Below are 16,198 nucleotides of genomic sequence, written 5' to 3'. Positions count from 1 at the left end.
ACTTTAAGGAGTGATCGTAATGCCGTCCCTCGATAGCCTGAAAACCCTTAAAACCCTGCAAGTCGACGACAAGACCTACCATTACTTCAGTCTGCCCGATGCCGCCAAAAGCCTCGGTGATCTCGACAAGCTACCGATGTCGTTGAAAGTGCTGCTGGAAAACCTGCTGCGCTGGGAAGACGAAAAAACCGTCACCGGCGCCGACCTGCGAGCGATTGCCGCGTGGCTCAAGGAGCGCCGCTCCGACCGCGAAATCCAGTACCGCCCCGCCCGCGTCTTGATGCAAGACTTTACCGGCGTTCCCGCCGTGGTCGACCTGGCCGCCATGCGCGCCGCCATGGCCAAGGCCGGAGGCGACCCGCAGCGGATCAATCCACTGTCGCCGGTGGACCTGGTGATCGACCACTCGGTGATGGTCGACAAGTTCGGCAGCGCCAGCGCCTTCGAACAGAACGTCGACATTGAAATGCAGCGCAACGGCGAGCGTTACGCCTTTCTGCGCTGGGGCCAGAGCGCCTTCGACAACTTCAGCGTGGTGCCGCCGGGCACCGGAATCTGCCATCAGGTGAACCTCGAATACCTCGGCCGCACGGTCTGGACCAAGGATGAAGACGGCCGCACCTACGCGTTCCCCGACACCCTGGTCGGCACCGATTCCCACACCACCATGATCAACGGCCTCGGCGTGCTCGGCTGGGGTGTCGGCGGGATCGAAGCGGAAGCGGCGATGCTCGGCCAACCGGTGTCGATGCTGATTCCGGAAGTGATCGGCTTCAAACTCACCGGCAAATTGAAGGAAGGCATCACCGCCACCGACCTGGTGCTGACCGTGACCCAGATGCTGCGCAAGAAAGGTGTGGTCGGCAAATTCGTCGAGTTCTACGGCGACGGTCTCGCCGACCTGCCGCTGGCCGACCGCGCGACCATCGCCAACATGGCCCCGGAATACGGCGCTACGTGCGGCTTTTTCCCGGTGGATGACATCACTCTGGATTATCTGCGCCTGTCCGGTCGTCCACTTGAAACCGTGAAACTGGTCGAGGCCTACAGCAAGGCGCAAGGCCTGTGGCGCCAGCCGGGCAAGGAGCCGGTGTTCACCGACAGCCTGGCGCTGGACATGCGCAGCGTCGAAGCCAGCCTCGCCGGGCCGAAACGCCCACAGGACAGGGTGTCGTTGCCGAATGTTGCGCAAGCATTCAGTGACTTCACCGACCTGCAATTCAAACCTGCCAGCAAGGAAGAAGGTCGCCTCGAAAGTGAAGGCGGCGGTGGCGTTGCGGTGGGCAATGCCGACTTGGCCGGTGAAGCCGACTACGACTATGAAGGTCAAACCTATCGCTTGAAAAACGGCGCGGTGGTCATCGCCGCAATCACCTCCTGCACCAACACTTCCAACCCGAGCGTAATGATGGCCGCCGGACTGGTGGCAAAAAAAGCCGTGGAAAAAGGCCTCAAGCGCAAACCGTGGGTGAAAAGCTCGCTCGCTCCCGGTTCCAAAGTGGTGACCGACTACTACAAGGCCGCCGGGCTGACGCAATACCTGGATCAACTCGGTTTCGACCTGGTCGGTTATGGCTGCACCACCTGCATCGGCAACTCCGGACCGCTGCCGGAGCCGATCGAAAAAGCCATCCAGAAAGCCGACCTGACCGTCGCTTCGGTGCTGTCGGGCAACCGCAACTTCGAAGGCCGCGTGCATCCGCTGGTGAAAACCAACTGGCTGGCCTCGCCGCCGCTGGTCGTCGCGTTTGCGCTGGCCGGCACGGTGCGCATTGATATCAGCAGTGAGCCATTGGGTGACGACAAGGACGGCAACCCGGTTTACTTGCGGGACATCTGGCCAAGCACCCAAGAAATCGCCGACGCGGTGAATCAGGTCAACACCGCGATGTTCCACAAGGAATACGCCGAAGTGTTTGCCGGCGATGAGCAATGGCAGGCGATTGAAGTGCCTCAAGCGGCGACCTATGTCTGGCAGGAAGATTCGACTTACATCCAGCACCCACCGTTTTTCGACGACATCGGCGGACCGCCGCCCGTGGTCAAGGACGTCGCGGGCGCACGGGTCCTTGCGCTGCTCGGCGACTCGGTGACCACCGACCACATCTCCCCCGCCGGCAACATCAAGACCGAGAGCCCCGCCGGCCATTACCTGCGCGAGAAAGGTGTGGAGCCACGGGACTTCAACTCCTACGGCTCCCGTCGCGGCAACCATGAAGTGATGATGCGCGGCACCTTTGCCAACATCCGCATTCGCAACGAGATGCTCGGCGGCGAGGAAGGCGGCAATACGATTTACATTCCTACCGGGGAAAAACTGGCGATCTACGACGCGGCCATGCGTTACCAAGCCTCGGGCACGCCGCTGGTGGTGATTGCCGGGCAAGAATACGGCACAGGTTCGAGCCGCGACTGGGCGGCCAAGGGCACCAATCTGTTGGGCGTGAAAGCGGTCATCGCTGAAAGCTTCGAGCGGATTCACCGCTCCAATCTGGTCGGCATGGGCGTGCTGCCCCTGCAGTTCAAGCTGGATCAGAACCGCAAGAGCCTCAATCTGACTGGCAAAGAGACCCTGGACATTCAGGGCCTGAGCGGTGTCGAGCTGACGCCGCGAATGAACCTGACGCTGATCATCACCCGTGAAAACGGCAGCCGCGAGAAGATCGAGGTGTTGTGCCGGATCGATACGCTGAATGAAGTCGAGTACTTCAAGTCTGGGGGGATTTTGCATTACGTGTTGCGGCAGTTGATTGCGTCGTAAGTATTTGCAGAAAAAGACACCGCCTTCGGGCGGTGTTTTTGTTTGTGGACACGCCTCTATAATCGCCGCGCTTTTATAGCCCCACACAAGACCACTGTGGGAGCGAGCCTGCTCGCGATGGGGCCGTAACATCCAATATCAGTGCCGCCTGACACTCCGCCATCGCGAGCAAGCTTGCTCCTACAGTGGACCGAGGCGACCCGCAGAATTTCGAACACAAGGACTTCAGATGTTTGCTTTGCCATGGACCTTCCTGGCCCTGCTCTCCCTCGGTTATGCCATGGCGCTGTCCTACGGCCATCTCGGCTGGCTGGCGCTTATCTCGGTCGCATTGCTGTTGATCGCCGGTTTCGCCGTGCGTCAGCAACAGGTCCGGGTCGGTCATTACCTCGGTCACGGCCTGTTCATTTTCATGGCGCTGGCATTGGCGATGCACTGGCTCCCCGGCTTCTACAACGGTCGAGGCATCAATCCGCATCGTATTACCGACGATGCCGTACCGTTTGCGCTGTACCTGAATCTGGACAAACCGCTGATTGGTTTCTGGCTGTTGCTGGTCTGCCCGTGGATTGTCGGCCGGCATTCGCTGCGGCTTTCCATTCCCGCCGCGCTGCTGGGGCTGACACTGAGCAGCGTGCTGGCATTGGGTGGCGCGCTGTTGTTGGGTGTGATCAGTTGGGCCCCCAAATGGCCTGATCAGGCCTGGCTGTGGCTGTTCAACAACCTGTTGCTGGTGACGCTGGTGGAAGAGGCGCTGTTTCGCGGCTACCTTCAGGGCGGCCTCAGCCGGCACTTTAAACACCTGCCTTATGGTGAAAACCTGGCGCTGCTGCTCGCCTCGCTGTTGTTTGGCCTGGTGCATGCGGGCGCTGGCTGGCAATGGGTGTTGCTGGCGAGTCTGGCAGGTGTCGGCTATGGTCTGGCCTACCGTTTCGGCGGGTTAGGTGCGGCCATTGCCACGCATTTCGGTTTGAACCTGCTGCATTTCAGCCTGTTCACCTATCCGATGCTGGCGGACTGACGCAACGGTCGTTTTGCGACGCGCCGCTGATTATTGAAAAATATTCTTCAATAAATCCCTGACGGTGCCGACAACCTCTCAAAGCCTTGCGGATTGAAAAAAGCCATGCGTAACAACCAGCCCATTACACAACGCGAACGGACCTTCCCGGCTCAGCAACGGTTGATCTCCACCACCGATGCCAAGGGCGTGATCACCTACTGCAACGACGCTTTCGTCGAAATCAGTGGGTATTCCCGCGAGGAACTGATCCGTGCACCGCATAACCTGGTTCGTCACCCCGACGTACCGGCCGCGGTGTTCGCGCACATGTGGGGCACATTGAAACAAGGCTTGCCATGGATGGGCATTGTCAAGAATCGCTGCAAGACCGGTGACCACTACTGGGTTAACGCCTACGTCACACCGGTGTTCGATGGCAACCAGGTGATCGGTTACGAGTCGGTGCGGGTCAAACCCACCGCCGAGCAGATCCAGCGTGCCGAAGCGCTCTACCAACGCATCAACCAGGGCAAGTCAGCGATTCCTTCCACCGATAAATGGCTGCCGGTCCTGCAGGACTGGTTGCCGTTCATTCTGGTCAGCCAGCTGAGCTTCATGATCGGTGCCACGCTCAACTCCCAATGGGGTTTTGCCCTGGCCGCCGGTCTTTCGGTGCCATTGGGCCTGCTGGGGTTGAGCTGGCAACAGCGCGGCCTCAAGCGCTTGCTGCGCTTGGCCGAGCAGACCACCTCCGACCCGCTGATCGCGCAGATGTACACCGACAGCCGTGGTGCCCAGGCGCGTCTGGAGATGTCGATCCTCAGCCAGGAAGCCCGCCTGAAAACCTGCCTGACCCGTCTGCAGGACACCGCCGAGCACCTGAGCGACCAGGCGAAACAGTCCGACACCCTGGCTCACAGCAGCTCCACCGGCCTGGAACGTCAGCGCGTCGAAACCGAACAAGTGGCCACCGCCGTCAACCAGATGGCCGCCACCACACAGGAAGTCGCCAGCCACGTGCAACGCACGGCGGACGCGACTCAAGAAGCCAATCGCCTGACCGGGCGCGGCCGTGACATCGCCGGGGAAACCCGCGAAGCCATTCAGCGCCTGTCCGAGGTGGTCGGCGAAACCGGCCTGACCGTGACGCAACTGGCCAAGGACAGCGATGAAATCGGCGGCGTGGTCGACGTGATCAAAGGCATCGCCGACCAGACCAACCTGCTGGCGTTGAACGCCGCCATCGAAGCGGCGCGTGCCGGCGAGATGGGTCGCGGCTTTGCGGTGGTTGCTGACGAAGTTCGCCAATTGGCGCAGCGCACCAGCGAATCCACCGGGCAGATTCACGCCCTGATCGCCAAGCTCCAGCAAACCGCCAGCACCGCCGTGCAAACCATGGAATCCGGGCATCGCCAGGCTGAAGAAGGTGTGGCACGGGTGCTCGAAGCGGATCAGGCACTGGTCGGGATCAGCGAAGCGGTGGCACACATCACCGACATGACCACCCAGATTGCGGCCGCGACCGAAGAGCAAAGCTCGGTGGCCGAAGAAATCAGCCGCAACATCAGCAACATCTCGCAACTGGCCGACCAGACGTCGGAACAGGCGCAGCACTCGGCGTTGTTGAGTGAAGAGCTGACGAAAACGGCGAATACCCAGTATTCGTTGGTGGAGCGGTTTAACCGCTGATTGATGCTGGAAATACAAAAACCCGGACGGTGAAAGCCTCCGGGTTTTTTATTGCCTGATGAAAGTCAAAAATCGACAGCGCGCATTTGGCCGCCACTGCGCGAAATTCAGCTGAAAGTACGCACCCAACTGTCAGTTATGACAGTAGACACGCCAGTACGGTGGGGTAGCATTTAAATGCCGTTACACCCGGCATTTACTTCCTTCGACTTTAAACAGAAAAGGATATTTTCGATGAGTGCTTTTCCAATTTTTTTCCCGGACGACCATAAAAGTCAGGCAGCTGGTGACGATTTTCACTGGAGATTCACAGGGGCACCGATCTACGCTGAATTTACTTTATTTAGGGCGTTTCTTGGCGGGACTGGTATCGACAATTGGGTTTTCTACGGCTCTACCGGCTCGACTGATCACGGTACGTTCTTCGCGCTTCAATTCTTAGTGCCTTATGAGGGTGATGACCTGCTAGAGAAAACCTACAAGATTGGGGATGGGCAGCAGCTTACCGTATTCCATTTCCATTCAGTTCCCCCCGCACCTAACTTCACATCCATCCTGGCAGACAAGGCGGAACTTACTATCAGGCTCGATCCAGTCAAGGGGACAGTGCATGGCGATTTCAATGCAAATTTTGATAGAGAGGGCTATCGAATGAATCCGATAGGCACATTCGATTTGAAAAGAGCCGACCAATAACACATGAAGCAGGAAGGCAAAAGTGCCGATCCAAGAACGATGGCTCTCATGACCTCTTCGTGATCAGGCTCCTCGCACGTTTTTGTTGAGCGCACATGTGTGTGCGTGGCAAAACTTCGGAGCACCTGCTCGCGATGAGGTCATTTTTGTAAGGAATGACCTCGCTGAAGAAGCTCAGCCACCCTCCCCACCGCAGCCGTCAAATGCTGCTCATGCGTAAACCCCGAAGCCTTCAACGGCTTCAAATCATGATCCCCCGCCACCAGCCAGAACACCTCGATACTCGGCGCCAACGCATAGGCCTCTACCGCCTCACGATTCCCCAACGCATCGCGCTCGCCCTGGACAATCAGCGTCCGGGTCTTCAGCGCAGCCAGATGCTCGACCCGTGGCTTCTCCGGTTTGCCTACGGCATAAAACGGATAGCCGAGGCACACCAACGCATCGGCTATGAGCTCATCGGCCAATAGACTGGCCATCCGCCCGCCCATGGACTTGCCGCCAATGGCCAGGCGGCCAGTGACATGGCGTCGCACCACGGCATACACCTCACGCCAGCACTCCAGCAGTTTCGGCGCCGGGTTCGGGGGACGCTTGCCGCCATCGACACGTCGTTGCGCCATGTAGGGGAACTCGAAGCGCAGCACGTTGACGCCCTGCGCAGCAAGGCGCGCGGCCATGTCGTTCATCCAGGCGCTGTCCATCGGTGCCCCGGCGCCATGCGCAACAATCAGCGTCACAGGCTCAACCGAAACCGTTGAAGCGGCTTCATTCCACAGCCATCCATGCTCCCGCACACACTGCGCCCATTGATCCCCGTCAATACTGGCCTTGTGCTCTTTGTCCATGCTTGCCTCGCTTTTAGTCTGCCTATAACTCCAGGCGAAGGGAGCGTCTGCCTTGCGCGAACGCCCTTTCGGCTGAACCGTGGATGGGGAACCATGAACACTTCTATCAGTACCGCCTACAACTACAAGGTGGTCCGCCAATTCGCCATTATGACGGTGGTGTGGGGCATCGTCGGCATGGGGCTCGGGGTTTTTCTCGCGGCTCAATTGGTCTGGCCCGAACTCAACTTCAATTTGCCGTGGACCAGTTTCGGCCGCTTGCGCCCGCTGCACACCAACGCGGTGATCTTCGCGTTCGGCGGCTGCGCCCTGTTCGCCAGTTCGTTCTATTCGGTGCAACGCACCTGCCAGACGCAACTGTTTGCACCGAAAATCGCCGCGTTCTGCTTCTGGGGCTGGCAACTGGTGATCCTGCTGGCGGCGATCAGCCTGCCGCTGGGTTACACCAGCTCCAAGGAATACGCCGAGCTGGAATGGCCGATCGACATCCTGATCACCATCGTCTGGGTCGCCTACGCCATCGTGTTTTTCGGCACGCTGGCCAAGCGCAAGACCAAGCACATCTATGTGGGCAACTGGTTCTTCGGTGGTTTCATCATCACCGTGGCGATTTTGCACATCGTCAACAACCTTGAGCTGCCGGTGAGTTTCACCAAGTCCTACTCGCTGTACGCCGGTGCGACCGATGCCATGGTGCAGTGGTGGTACGGCCACAACGCCGTAGGCTTTTTCCTCACCGCCGGTTTCCTCGGGATGATGTACTACTTCGTGCCGAAACAGGCCGAGCGTCCGGTGTATTCCTATCGCCTGTCGATCGTGCACTTCTGGGCGCTGATCACCCTGTACATCTGGGCCGGTCCGCACCACTTGCACTACACCGCGCTGCCGGACTGGGCGCAGTCGCTGGGCATGGTGATGTCGCTGATCCTGCTGGCGCCAAGCTGGGGCGGCATGATCAACGGCATGATGACGCTCTCGGGCGCCTGGCATAAGTTGCGCAGCGACCCGATCCTGCGCTTCCTCGTGGTCTCCCTGGCGTTCTACGGCATGTCGACCTTCGAAGGACCGATGATGGCGATCAAGACCGTGAACGCCCTCTCCCACTACACCGACTGGACCATCGGCCACGTACACGCCGGCGCACTCGGCTGGGTGGCGATGATTTCCATCGGCGCGCTGTACCACATGATCCCGAAAATCTTCGGTCGCCCGCAGATGCACAGCATCGGCCTGATCAACGCGCACTTCTGGCTGGCCACTATCGGCACCGTGCTGTACATCGCCTCGATGTGGGTCAACGGCATCGCCCAGGGCCTGATGTGGCGCGCAGTCAACGAAGACGGCACGCTGACCTACTCCTTCGTCGAAACCCTGGTGGCCAGCCACCCAGGCTTCATCGTGCGACTGGTGGGCGGTGCGATCTTCCTCAGCGGCATGTTCCTGATGGCTTACAACACCTGGCGCACCGTGCGGGCCTCGCAGCCTGCCGAAGTCGCCGCTGCCGCGCAGATGGCCTGAGGAGTCCGAGATGAAACACGAAACAATCGAAAAAAACGTCGGCCTGCTGATGCTGCTGATGGTCCTGGCCGTGAGCATCGGCGGTCTGACGCAGATCGTCCCGCTGTTCTTCCAGGACGTGACCAATAAACCGGTGGAAGGCATGAAGCCCTATACCGCGCTGCAACTGGAAGGTCGCGACATTTACATCCGCGAAGGCTGTGTCGGTTGCCACTCGCAGATGATCCGGCCGTTCCGTGCCGAGACCGAGCGCTACGGTCACTACTCGGTGGCCGGGGAAAGCGTCTGGGACCACCCGTTCCTGTGGGGTTCCAAGCGTACCGGTCCGGACCTGGCCCGTGTCGGCGGCCGCTACTCCGAAGACTGGCACCGCGCGCACTTGTACAACCCGCGCAACGTGGTGCCGGAATCGAAGATGCCGGCCTATCCATGGCTGGTGGCCAATCAGCTCGACAGCAGCCACACCGAAACCAAGATCAAGGCGATGCGCACCCTCGGCGTGCCGTACACCGATGCCGACATCGCAGGCTCGGTCGAATCGCTCAAGGGCAAGACCGAAATGGACGCACTGGTCGCCTACCTGCAAGTGCTCGGCACTGCCATCAAGAGCAAGAGGTGAGCCATGCCCTTTGAAATAATGAGCGTAATGAGCAGTGGATTGATTCGCGGCCTGGGCACGGTCGTGGTGTTCGTGGCCTTCGTCGGCCTGACGTTGTGGGTGTTCAACAGCAAGCGCAATCCGGAGTTCGCCGAAGCACGTTTACTGCCGTTCGCCGATGAGCCACAAGCCGATAGCACCCAAGAACCTGAAGCAAGGAGTACCCGGTCATGACCACTTTCTGGAGTACGTGGATCTGCGTACTGACCATCGGCAGCCTGATCGGCCTGACCTGGCTGCTGATCGGCACCCGCAAGGGCGAAACCAAGGGCAGCGTCGACCAGACCATGGGCCACAGCTTCGACGGCATCGAGGAATATGACAATCCGCTGCCGCAGTGGTGGTTCATGCTGTTCGCCGGCACGCTGGTGTTCGCCGTGGGCTACCTGATTCTTTACCCGGGCCTGGGCAACTGGAAAGGCATCCTGCCGGGTTACGAGAACGGCTGGACCGGCGTTCACGAATGGGAAAAGGAGATGAACAAGGCCGACGCGAAGTTCGGACCGATCTTCGCCAAATTCGCCGCCATGCCGGTGGAAGAAGTGGCCAAGGACCCGCAAGCGCTGAAAATGGGCGGTCGCCTGTTCGCCTCGAACTGCTCGGTGTGCCACGGCTCGGATGCCAAGGGTGCTTTCGGCTTCCCGAACCTGGCCGACAGCAACTGGCGCTGGGGCGGCGACGCCGAGATGATCAAGACCACGATCATGGGTGGACGCATGGCGGCGATGCCGGCCTGGGGTGAAATCCTCGGTGAAGCCGGCGTGAAAAACGTTGCCGCGTATGTGCGTCATGAACTGGCCGGCCTGCCATTGCCGGCTGGCGACACCGCCGACCTGCACGCCGGACAGCAAGCATTCAGCACCACCTGCGTAGCCTGTCACGGGGCAAACGGCCAGGGCACTGAAGCCATGGGTGCGCCGAACCTGACGCAACCGGCCGGTTTTATCTACGGTACAAGCCTGGCGCAACTGCAACAAACGATCCGCCATGGCCGCCAGGGCCATATGCCGGCGCAGAACGAACTGCTCGGCAACGACAAAGTGCAACTGCTGGCCGCTTATGTGTACAGCCTGTCCCACGGTCTGAATACAGAGCGTTTGCAGGCCGAAGGCAAAAGCGAATAATTCTTGACCGCTCTGCTGCCGCATTCTTCTGGGATGCGGCAGTTCCCTGCCCCTTTGCGACCCATTGTCGCACCCCTCCGTTAGTCCGCCTTTCGGTTCACCAGATTCGGGTCTAAGCTTGCCCCGATGCGGACTGGCTTGAGCCGGTTCCAGGTCGACCCGACCCGATGTGTTCGACGAATCAGCTCGATGACAAGCCGCAAAGGCTGGTAGATACCGGCTGTCGTGCCAATTGCCATCGGTCACTCGATCGTTGCGTTTGAACACACCCCGTTACAACTGACCTGACCCTCTCATCATTTTCGTTCGCTGCGACATTTTGTCCGAGGGCGATTTTGTCCTTACGCGGCGCATGGAAAGGCCGCAGAATCAGCTTTTGAAAGCATTGACCCAGGTCATGGCGCGTTGCAATGACCCCCTGCTTTCTCCATACTTGCGGCCGATTTTTACTCCTAATAAAACACCCAAACCGTGGAACCTTAGAATGAGCACAGCAATCAGTCCGACTGCTTATAACTATAAGGTAGTCCGCCAGTTCGCCATCATGACGGTGGTCTGGGGGATCCTTGGCATGGGGCTCGGTGTCTTCATCGCCTCGCAACTGGTCTGGCCGGAGTTGAACTTCGGTCTGCCGTGGACGAGCTTTGGACGCCTGCGCCCGTTGCACACTAACCTGGTGATTTTCGCCTTTGGTGGTTGTGCACTGTTTGCCACTTCTTATTACGTCGTGCAGCGAACCTGCCAAACGCGACTGATTTCCGACAGCCTCGCGGCCTTCACCTTCTGGGGTTGGCAAGCGGTGATCGTCGGCGCCATCGTTACCTTGCCGCTGGGTTACACCACCACCAAGGAATACGCTGAGCTGGAATGGCCCCTGGCTATTCTGCTGGCCATCGTCTGGGTCACCTACGGTCTGGTGTTCTTCGGCACCATCACCAAGCGCAAGACCAAGCACATCTATGTGGGCAACTGGTTCTACGGTGCCTTCATCGTCGTGACGGCGATGCTGCACATCGTCAACCACGCCTCGCTGCCGGTCAGTTTCTTCAAGTCCTACTCGGCCTACGCCGGTGCGACGGATGCGATGATCCAGTGGTGGTACGGCCACAACGCCGTAGGTTTCTTCCTGACCACCGGCTTCCTCGGGATGATGTACTACTTCGTTCCGAAGCAGGCCGAGCGTCCGATCTACTCCTATCGCCTGTCCATCGTGCACTTCTGGGCGCTGATCACCCTGTACATCTGGGCCGGTCCGCACCACCTGCACTACACCGCGCTGCCGGATTGGGCGCAGTCGCTGGGCATGGCCATGTCGATCATCCTGCTGGCACCAAGCTGGGGCGGCATGATCAACGGCATGATGACCCTGTCGGGCGCCTGGCATAAGCTGCGCACCGACCCGATCCTGCGCTTCCTCGTGGTCTCCCTGGCGTTCTACGGCATGTCGACCTTCGAAGGTCCGATGATGGCGATCAAGACCGTCAACTCGCTGTCGCACTACACCGACTGGACCATCGGCCACGTACACGCCGGCGCTCTTGGCTGGGTAGCAATGATCTCGATCGGCGCGATCTACCACATGATCCCGAAACTGTTCGGTCGCGCGCAGATGCACAGCATCGGCCTGATCAACGCACACTTCTGGCTCGCGACCATCGGTACCGTGCTGTACATCGCTTCGATGTGGGTCAACGGCATCACCCAGGGTCTGATGTGGCGTGCAATCAACGACGACGGCACCCTCACCTACTCGTTCGTCGAAGCGCTGCAAGCCAGCCACCCGGGCTTCATCGTTCGCGCATTGGGCGGCGCATTCTTCGCCACCGGCATGCTGCTCATGGCCTACAACGTATGGCGTACCGTACGTGCCTCGAACCCGGCAGAAGCTGAAGCCGCCGAACAGATTGCTGTAGTTGGAGCTCACTGATGAAGCATGAAGCAGTCGAGAAGAATATTGGCCTGCTGGCCTTCTTCATGGTCATCGCCGTCAGCATCGGCGGCCTGACCCAGATCGTTCCGCTGTTTTTCCAGGACGTCACCAACAAGCCGGTCGAAGGCATGAAGCCTCGTACCGCCCTTGAACTGGAAGGCCGCGACATCTACATCGCCAACGGTTGTGTCAGCTGCCACTCGCAGATGATCCGCCCGTTCCGTGCTGAAACCGAACGCTACGGCCACTACTCGGTTGCCGGTGAAAGCGTCTGGGACCACCCGTTCCTGTGGGGTTCCAAGCGTACCGGTCCAGACCTGGCCCGTGTCGGCGGTCGTTACTCCGATGACTGGCAACGTGCGCATTTGTACAACCCGCGCAACGTAGTGCCCGAGTCGAAAATGCCGGCCTACCCGTTCCTCGTGGAAAACAAGCTCGACGGCAAAGACACCGCCAAGAAAATGGAAGTCTTGCGCACGCTCGGCGTCCCTTACACCGACGAAGACATCGCCGGCGCCAAGGATGCTGTGAAGGGCAAAACCGAAATGGACGCGCTGGTGGCCTATCTGCAAGGCCTGGGCACCATCATCAAAAGCAAACGGTGATTTAGATGGATATCGGGATGATTCGTGGCCTGGGCACCGTTGTTGTGATGGTGGCCTTCATCGGTCTGGCGCTGTGGGTGTTCAGCCCCAAGCGCAAGTCGGAGTTTGAAGACGCGACCTTGCTGCCTTTCGCGGATGATCCCGAAGCCATCAAGCACGTCGAGCAAGCTTCTAGGAGTAACAAAGAATGACTACGTTCTGGAGTCTGTACGTCACAGTCCTCAGTCTCGGCACCATCTTCGCCCTGACCTGGCTGTTGCTGTCCACCCGCAAGGGCCAGCGCAGCGAAGCCACCGAAGAAACGGTTGGCCACTCCTTCGACGGGATCGAGGAGTACGACAACCCGCTGCCAAAATGGTGGTTCATGCTGTTCGTGGGCACCATCATTTTCGCCCTGGGTTACCTGGTGCTGTACCCGGGCCTGGGCAACTGGAAAGGCCTGCTGCCGGGTTACAACTACCTGGATAACGAGAAGCAGACCGCGTTCGCCAACGGCCAGAGCGGCTGGACCGGCGTTCACGAGTGGGAAAAGGAAATGGCCAAGTCGGACGCCAAGTTCGGCCCGATCTTCGCCAAATTCGCTTCCATGCCAATCGAAGAAGTCGCCAAGGACCCGCAAGCCCTGAAGATGGGTGGCCGTTTGTTCGCCTCCAACTGCTCGGTTTGCCACGGCTCCGACGCCAAAGGCGCTTATGGCTTCCCGAACCTGACCGACGCCGACTGGCGCTGGGGCGGTGAAGCGCAAACCATCAAGGCAACCATCATGGGCGGCCGCCACGCGGTCATGCCGGCGTGGGCTGAAGTGATCGGCGAGCAAGGTGTTGCGGACGTTGCTGCGTTCGTCCTGACCAGCCTCGATGGCCGCAAGCTGCCGGAAGGCACCAAGGCTGACCCGGCTGCCGGGCAGAAACTGTTCGCCGCCAACTGCGTGGCGTGCCACGGTCCGGCCGGCAAAGGGACGCCAGCGATGGGCGCACCTGACCTGACCCACCCGGGCGCGTTCATCTACGGTTCGAGCTTCGCTCAACTGCAGCAGACCATCCGTTACGGCCGTCAGGGCCAGATGCCTGCGCAAGAACAGCTGCAAGGCAACGACAAGGTTCACCTGCTGGCCGCTTACGTCTACAGCTTGTCTCACGGTGAGAAAGCTCCGGCGGCGGATGCCCAGTAAGGCAAACGCCTGATGCAAAAAAAACGGCCCCGCCAGTGATCTGGCGGGGCCTTTTTTATGGGCGACGAGCCTGAATTCATATCACCGGCACTGTCGCTATCAGCTCACGTTTTTGCCACCGGTTGTTGTCGACCGCATAGACGTGCAGGCTTTTGCGATCCTCGGAAAAACTGGCGATCAGATAGGTCTGCTGGGATGCACTGCCGCTGATGAAGCCGGGCACACTGCTCGTGTACCACATGGAGCCGCTACTCCCATGGAGATGACCGGCGAATATTGCAGTCACTTCATACTTATCGATCATGTCCCTGAACCGTTTTTCCTGACTCCAGTCACCCATAAAATCATTGGGTTTATGCATGTTCAGCAGAATGATTTTCCCCTGTGCGCGTGCCTGCTGAAGATCACGCTCAAGCCAATCGAGTGCCGGGGTAATTTCAAAATCCTTCGAACTGAAAATAGTGCCTGAAGAGAAGGTCACCGAGTAAGTCGGCTCATTATGTAACTGCACCAGGTGCACATCGCCATAATCCCTGGAGTACGCGAGGCTGCCGTAATAAATGGTGCTCGACCCTGAAGCCCGCGCCGCCAGATCCATATTACCGACCTTTCCCCAATAGCGTTCCTTCAGATCCTCAATGCTTCCAGCGGCGCAATTATTCAGAAAACAATCATTCACGTTATTTTGATAGTCATGATTACCCAGCCCGTAGTCATAATCCCCTTGAAGTTTCGCATCCAGCGTCTGCTGGATATAGGAACGTTCACTCGCATGACCGAAGGCGGTCATATCGCCATTGATCATCACGGGAACCGCCGCGCTCCCACCCTGTTGCCGCCTGAAGTCGGCAATGCTGTCGTATTGCGTTTCGATCAGCCACCGGGAACGCTCCAGCCGCTGCGAATCGGACTCCGGCAACCGGGCGTCAGTGTTATCGGTCCAGGGAAACTGCGGGTCCGAAGCGAACACGATATGCCGTGGCGTTTGCGCCGACGACACAACAGGAACTACCCACACACCTACCAGTAACACCAACAACTGCCATCCTTTGCTTAATTCCATCTTGTCCTTTTCCCTAATATTTAATAGTGAGTGCACTCACACAAAATCCATTTAAAACTCACCTGCAAAAATAAAACTACAACAACACTTACTCAGACCTCAACAAACAACACATTTAGAATTGTGAAATATCAACCACACAACCAATTCAACCAATTCAACCAATTCAACCAATTCAACCAATTCAACCAACTAACTCACACAACAGATCACTCACCCTAAACCCCATCAAACTTTCAATACAACCACTACCTTCAATAAAAATTAATCTCTTTGAACATCTACGCAATACCAGCCACATTGAGAACAAACTGAGTGACCTCGGCGCTGGCAGCCGACCTTCGTCACTGCAACGACGAACGGTACAACCTTCTTCATGGATTCAGGTTGCCGAAGCAGAGGGTCAAGTAGTAACGTTTCTACATTACCGATTTCAGGAGGCCAACCATGATGGCCATCACCACTATCTCGAGCCGCGAATTCAATCAGGACACAAGTAGTGCCAAAAAAGCCACGCGCCAGGGACCGGTTATCATCACCGACCGTGGCAAGCCGGCCCATGTACTGCTAAGCATTGAGGACTACCAAAATCTCACCGGCAGCAACGCCAGCATTGTCGATCTATTGGTGATGCCGGAAGCGGCAGACATCGAGTTCGAAACCGAGCGCGCCGTGATCATTCATCGACCCGTGGACCTGTCCTGATGTTTCTGCTCGACACCAATGTGATTTCTGAATTGCGCAAACCCCGGGCGGATGCAAACGTCGTCGCCTGGGCCAAAAGCGTCATCGCCCCACGAATGTTTATTTCGGCCATTACCCTAAAGGAGCTGGAGACCGGGGTTCTGCGAATGGAGCGTCGTGACCCCGCGCAGGGGAAGGTATTGCGTACCTGGCTTAAGCGACATGTCATGCCAGCCTTTGATGCCAGAATCTTGCCCGTCGACGCCGCCGTGGCCCTACGCTGTGCCGGCTTGCATGTTCCAGACAGCACCAACGAAAGCGACGCGCTGATTGCAGCGACTGCCCTGGTGCATGGTCTGACGGTGGTCACTCGCAATATCGGCGACTTTCAATCCAGCGGCGTGGCACTGATCAATCCATGGGCCGATTGAACGTCGACACCCGTAAA

At 58.7% G+C, this 16,198-nt stretch carries 16 protein-coding genes; 14 read left to right on the top strand and 2 right to left on the bottom strand.

The window, feature by feature from the left end:
• The first annotated feature begins 19 nt into the window (after window positions 1–19).
• The 4 genes from acnA (at window position 20) to IB245_RS02095 (ending at window position 6,149) form a co-directional block, all read left to right on the top strand.
• On the top strand, window positions 20–2,761 hold the full coding sequence (gene acnA / locus IB245_RS02110) for an aconitate hydratase AcnA (protein WP_192226277.1): 2,742 nt from the start codon (window positions 20–22) through the stop codon (window positions 2,759–2,761).
• A gap of 229 nt (window positions 2,762–2,990) precedes the next feature.
• Window positions 2,991–3,782 carry a CPBP family intramembrane glutamic endopeptidase gene (locus IB245_RS02105; protein WP_192226275.1) on the top strand — a complete coding sequence of 264 codons (792 nt, stop codon included), beginning with the start codon at window positions 2,991–2,993 and terminating at the stop codon, window positions 3,780–3,782.
• A 105-nt stretch (window positions 3,783–3,887) separates the two neighbouring features.
• Window positions 3,888–5,453, top strand: coding sequence for a methyl-accepting chemotaxis protein (locus IB245_RS02100; protein WP_008028517.1), 1,566 nt, complete (start codon window positions 3,888–3,890; stop codon window positions 5,451–5,453).
• A 234-nt stretch (window positions 5,454–5,687) separates the two neighbouring features.
• Window positions 5,688–6,149: a hypothetical protein gene (locus IB245_RS02095; RefSeq protein ID WP_192226273.1), complete on the top strand. Its 462-nt coding sequence runs from the start codon at window positions 5,688–5,690 to the stop codon at window positions 6,147–6,149.
• Between the two features lie 140 nt (window positions 6,150–6,289).
• On the opposite strand, the gene IB245_RS02090 is transcribed toward IB245_RS02095, so the two are convergent.
• Window positions 6,290–6,997, bottom strand: a complete 708-nt coding sequence (locus IB245_RS02090; protein ID WP_192226271.1) for an alpha/beta family hydrolase — start codon at window positions 6,995–6,997, stop codon at window positions 6,290–6,292.
• A gap of 93 nt (window positions 6,998–7,090) precedes the next feature.
• Here IB245_RS02090 and ccoN (IB245_RS02085) point away from each other — a divergent pair, with 93 nt between their 5' ends.
• The 8 genes from ccoN (IB245_RS02085) (at window position 7,091) to ccoP (IB245_RS02050) (ending at window position 14,003) form a co-directional block, all read left to right on the top strand.
• Window positions 7,091–8,515, top strand: coding sequence for a cytochrome-c oxidase, cbb3-type subunit I (gene ccoN / locus IB245_RS02085; protein WP_008028521.1), 1,425 nt, complete (start codon window positions 7,091–7,093; stop codon window positions 8,513–8,515).
• A gap of 10 nt (window positions 8,516–8,525) precedes the next feature.
• Window positions 8,526–9,134, top strand: a complete 609-nt coding sequence (ccoO, locus tag IB245_RS02080) for a cytochrome-c oxidase, cbb3-type subunit II (RefSeq protein ID WP_008028522.1) — start codon at window positions 8,526–8,528, stop codon at window positions 9,132–9,134.
• A gap of 3 nt (window positions 9,135–9,137) precedes the next feature.
• A complete protein-coding gene (locus IB245_RS02075; RefSeq protein ID WP_008028524.1) occupies window positions 9,138–9,347 on the top strand; it encodes a cbb3-type cytochrome oxidase subunit 3 in 210 nt (69 codons plus the stop codon).
• Complete coding sequence (gene ccoP / locus IB245_RS02070; protein ID WP_192226269.1) at window positions 9,344–10,297, top strand: cytochrome-c oxidase, cbb3-type subunit III; 954 nt, start codon at window positions 9,344–9,346, stop codon at window positions 10,295–10,297. Before IB245_RS02075 ends, ccoP (IB245_RS02070) begins: the two co-directional genes overlap by 4 nt.
• Before the next feature lie 484 nt (window positions 10,298–10,781).
• Window positions 10,782–12,224, top strand: a complete 1,443-nt coding sequence (ccoN, locus tag IB245_RS02065; protein WP_008028528.1) for a cytochrome-c oxidase, cbb3-type subunit I — start codon at window positions 10,782–10,784, stop codon at window positions 12,222–12,224.
• Window positions 12,224–12,832 (top strand): cytochrome-c oxidase, cbb3-type subunit II, encoded by a 609-nt coding sequence (ccoO, locus tag IB245_RS02060; RefSeq protein WP_008028530.1) that lies wholly within the window; start codon window positions 12,224–12,226, stop codon window positions 12,830–12,832. Before ccoN (IB245_RS02065) ends, ccoO (IB245_RS02060) begins: the two co-directional genes overlap by 1 nt.
• Before the next feature lie 5 nt (window positions 12,833–12,837).
• Window positions 12,838–13,023 (top strand): CcoQ/FixQ family Cbb3-type cytochrome c oxidase assembly chaperone, encoded by a 186-nt coding sequence (locus IB245_RS02055; protein ID WP_003175465.1) that lies wholly within the window; start codon window positions 12,838–12,840, stop codon window positions 13,021–13,023.
• Window positions 13,020–14,003 carry a cytochrome-c oxidase, cbb3-type subunit III gene (gene ccoP / locus IB245_RS02050; RefSeq protein WP_008037742.1) on the top strand — a complete coding sequence of 328 codons (984 nt, stop codon included), beginning with the start codon at window positions 13,020–13,022 and terminating at the stop codon, window positions 14,001–14,003. Before IB245_RS02055 ends, ccoP (IB245_RS02050) begins: the two co-directional genes overlap by 4 nt.
• Before the next feature lie 76 nt (window positions 14,004–14,079).
• On the opposite strand, the gene IB245_RS02045 is transcribed toward ccoP (IB245_RS02050), so the two are convergent.
• Window positions 14,080–15,066, bottom strand: coding sequence for a metallophosphoesterase family protein (locus tag IB245_RS02045; protein WP_192226267.1), 987 nt, complete (start codon window positions 15,064–15,066; stop codon window positions 14,080–14,082).
• Window positions 15,067–15,516: 450 nt separating this feature from the next.
• Here IB245_RS02045 and IB245_RS02040 point away from each other — a divergent pair, with 450 nt between their 5' ends.
• Both IB245_RS02040 and IB245_RS02035 read left to right on the top strand, forming a co-directional pair.
• Window positions 15,517–15,771, top strand: a complete 255-nt coding sequence (locus tag IB245_RS02040; protein WP_192226576.1) for a type II toxin-antitoxin system Phd/YefM family antitoxin — start codon at window positions 15,517–15,519, stop codon at window positions 15,769–15,771.
• Window positions 15,771–16,181, top strand: a complete 411-nt coding sequence (locus IB245_RS02035) for a type II toxin-antitoxin system VapC family toxin (protein ID WP_192226265.1) — start codon at window positions 15,771–15,773, stop codon at window positions 16,179–16,181. Before IB245_RS02040 ends, IB245_RS02035 begins: the two co-directional genes overlap by 1 nt.
• The last annotated feature ends 17 nt before the right edge of the window (window positions 16,182–16,198 follow it).

The sequence above is a fragment of the Pseudomonas sp. PDM02 genome (assembly GCF_014852285.1).
Classification (GTDB): domain Bacteria; phylum Pseudomonadota; class Gammaproteobacteria; order Pseudomonadales; family Pseudomonadaceae; genus Aquipseudomonas; species Aquipseudomonas migulae.
This window is presented reverse-complemented; position numbering and strand designations above follow the sequence as displayed.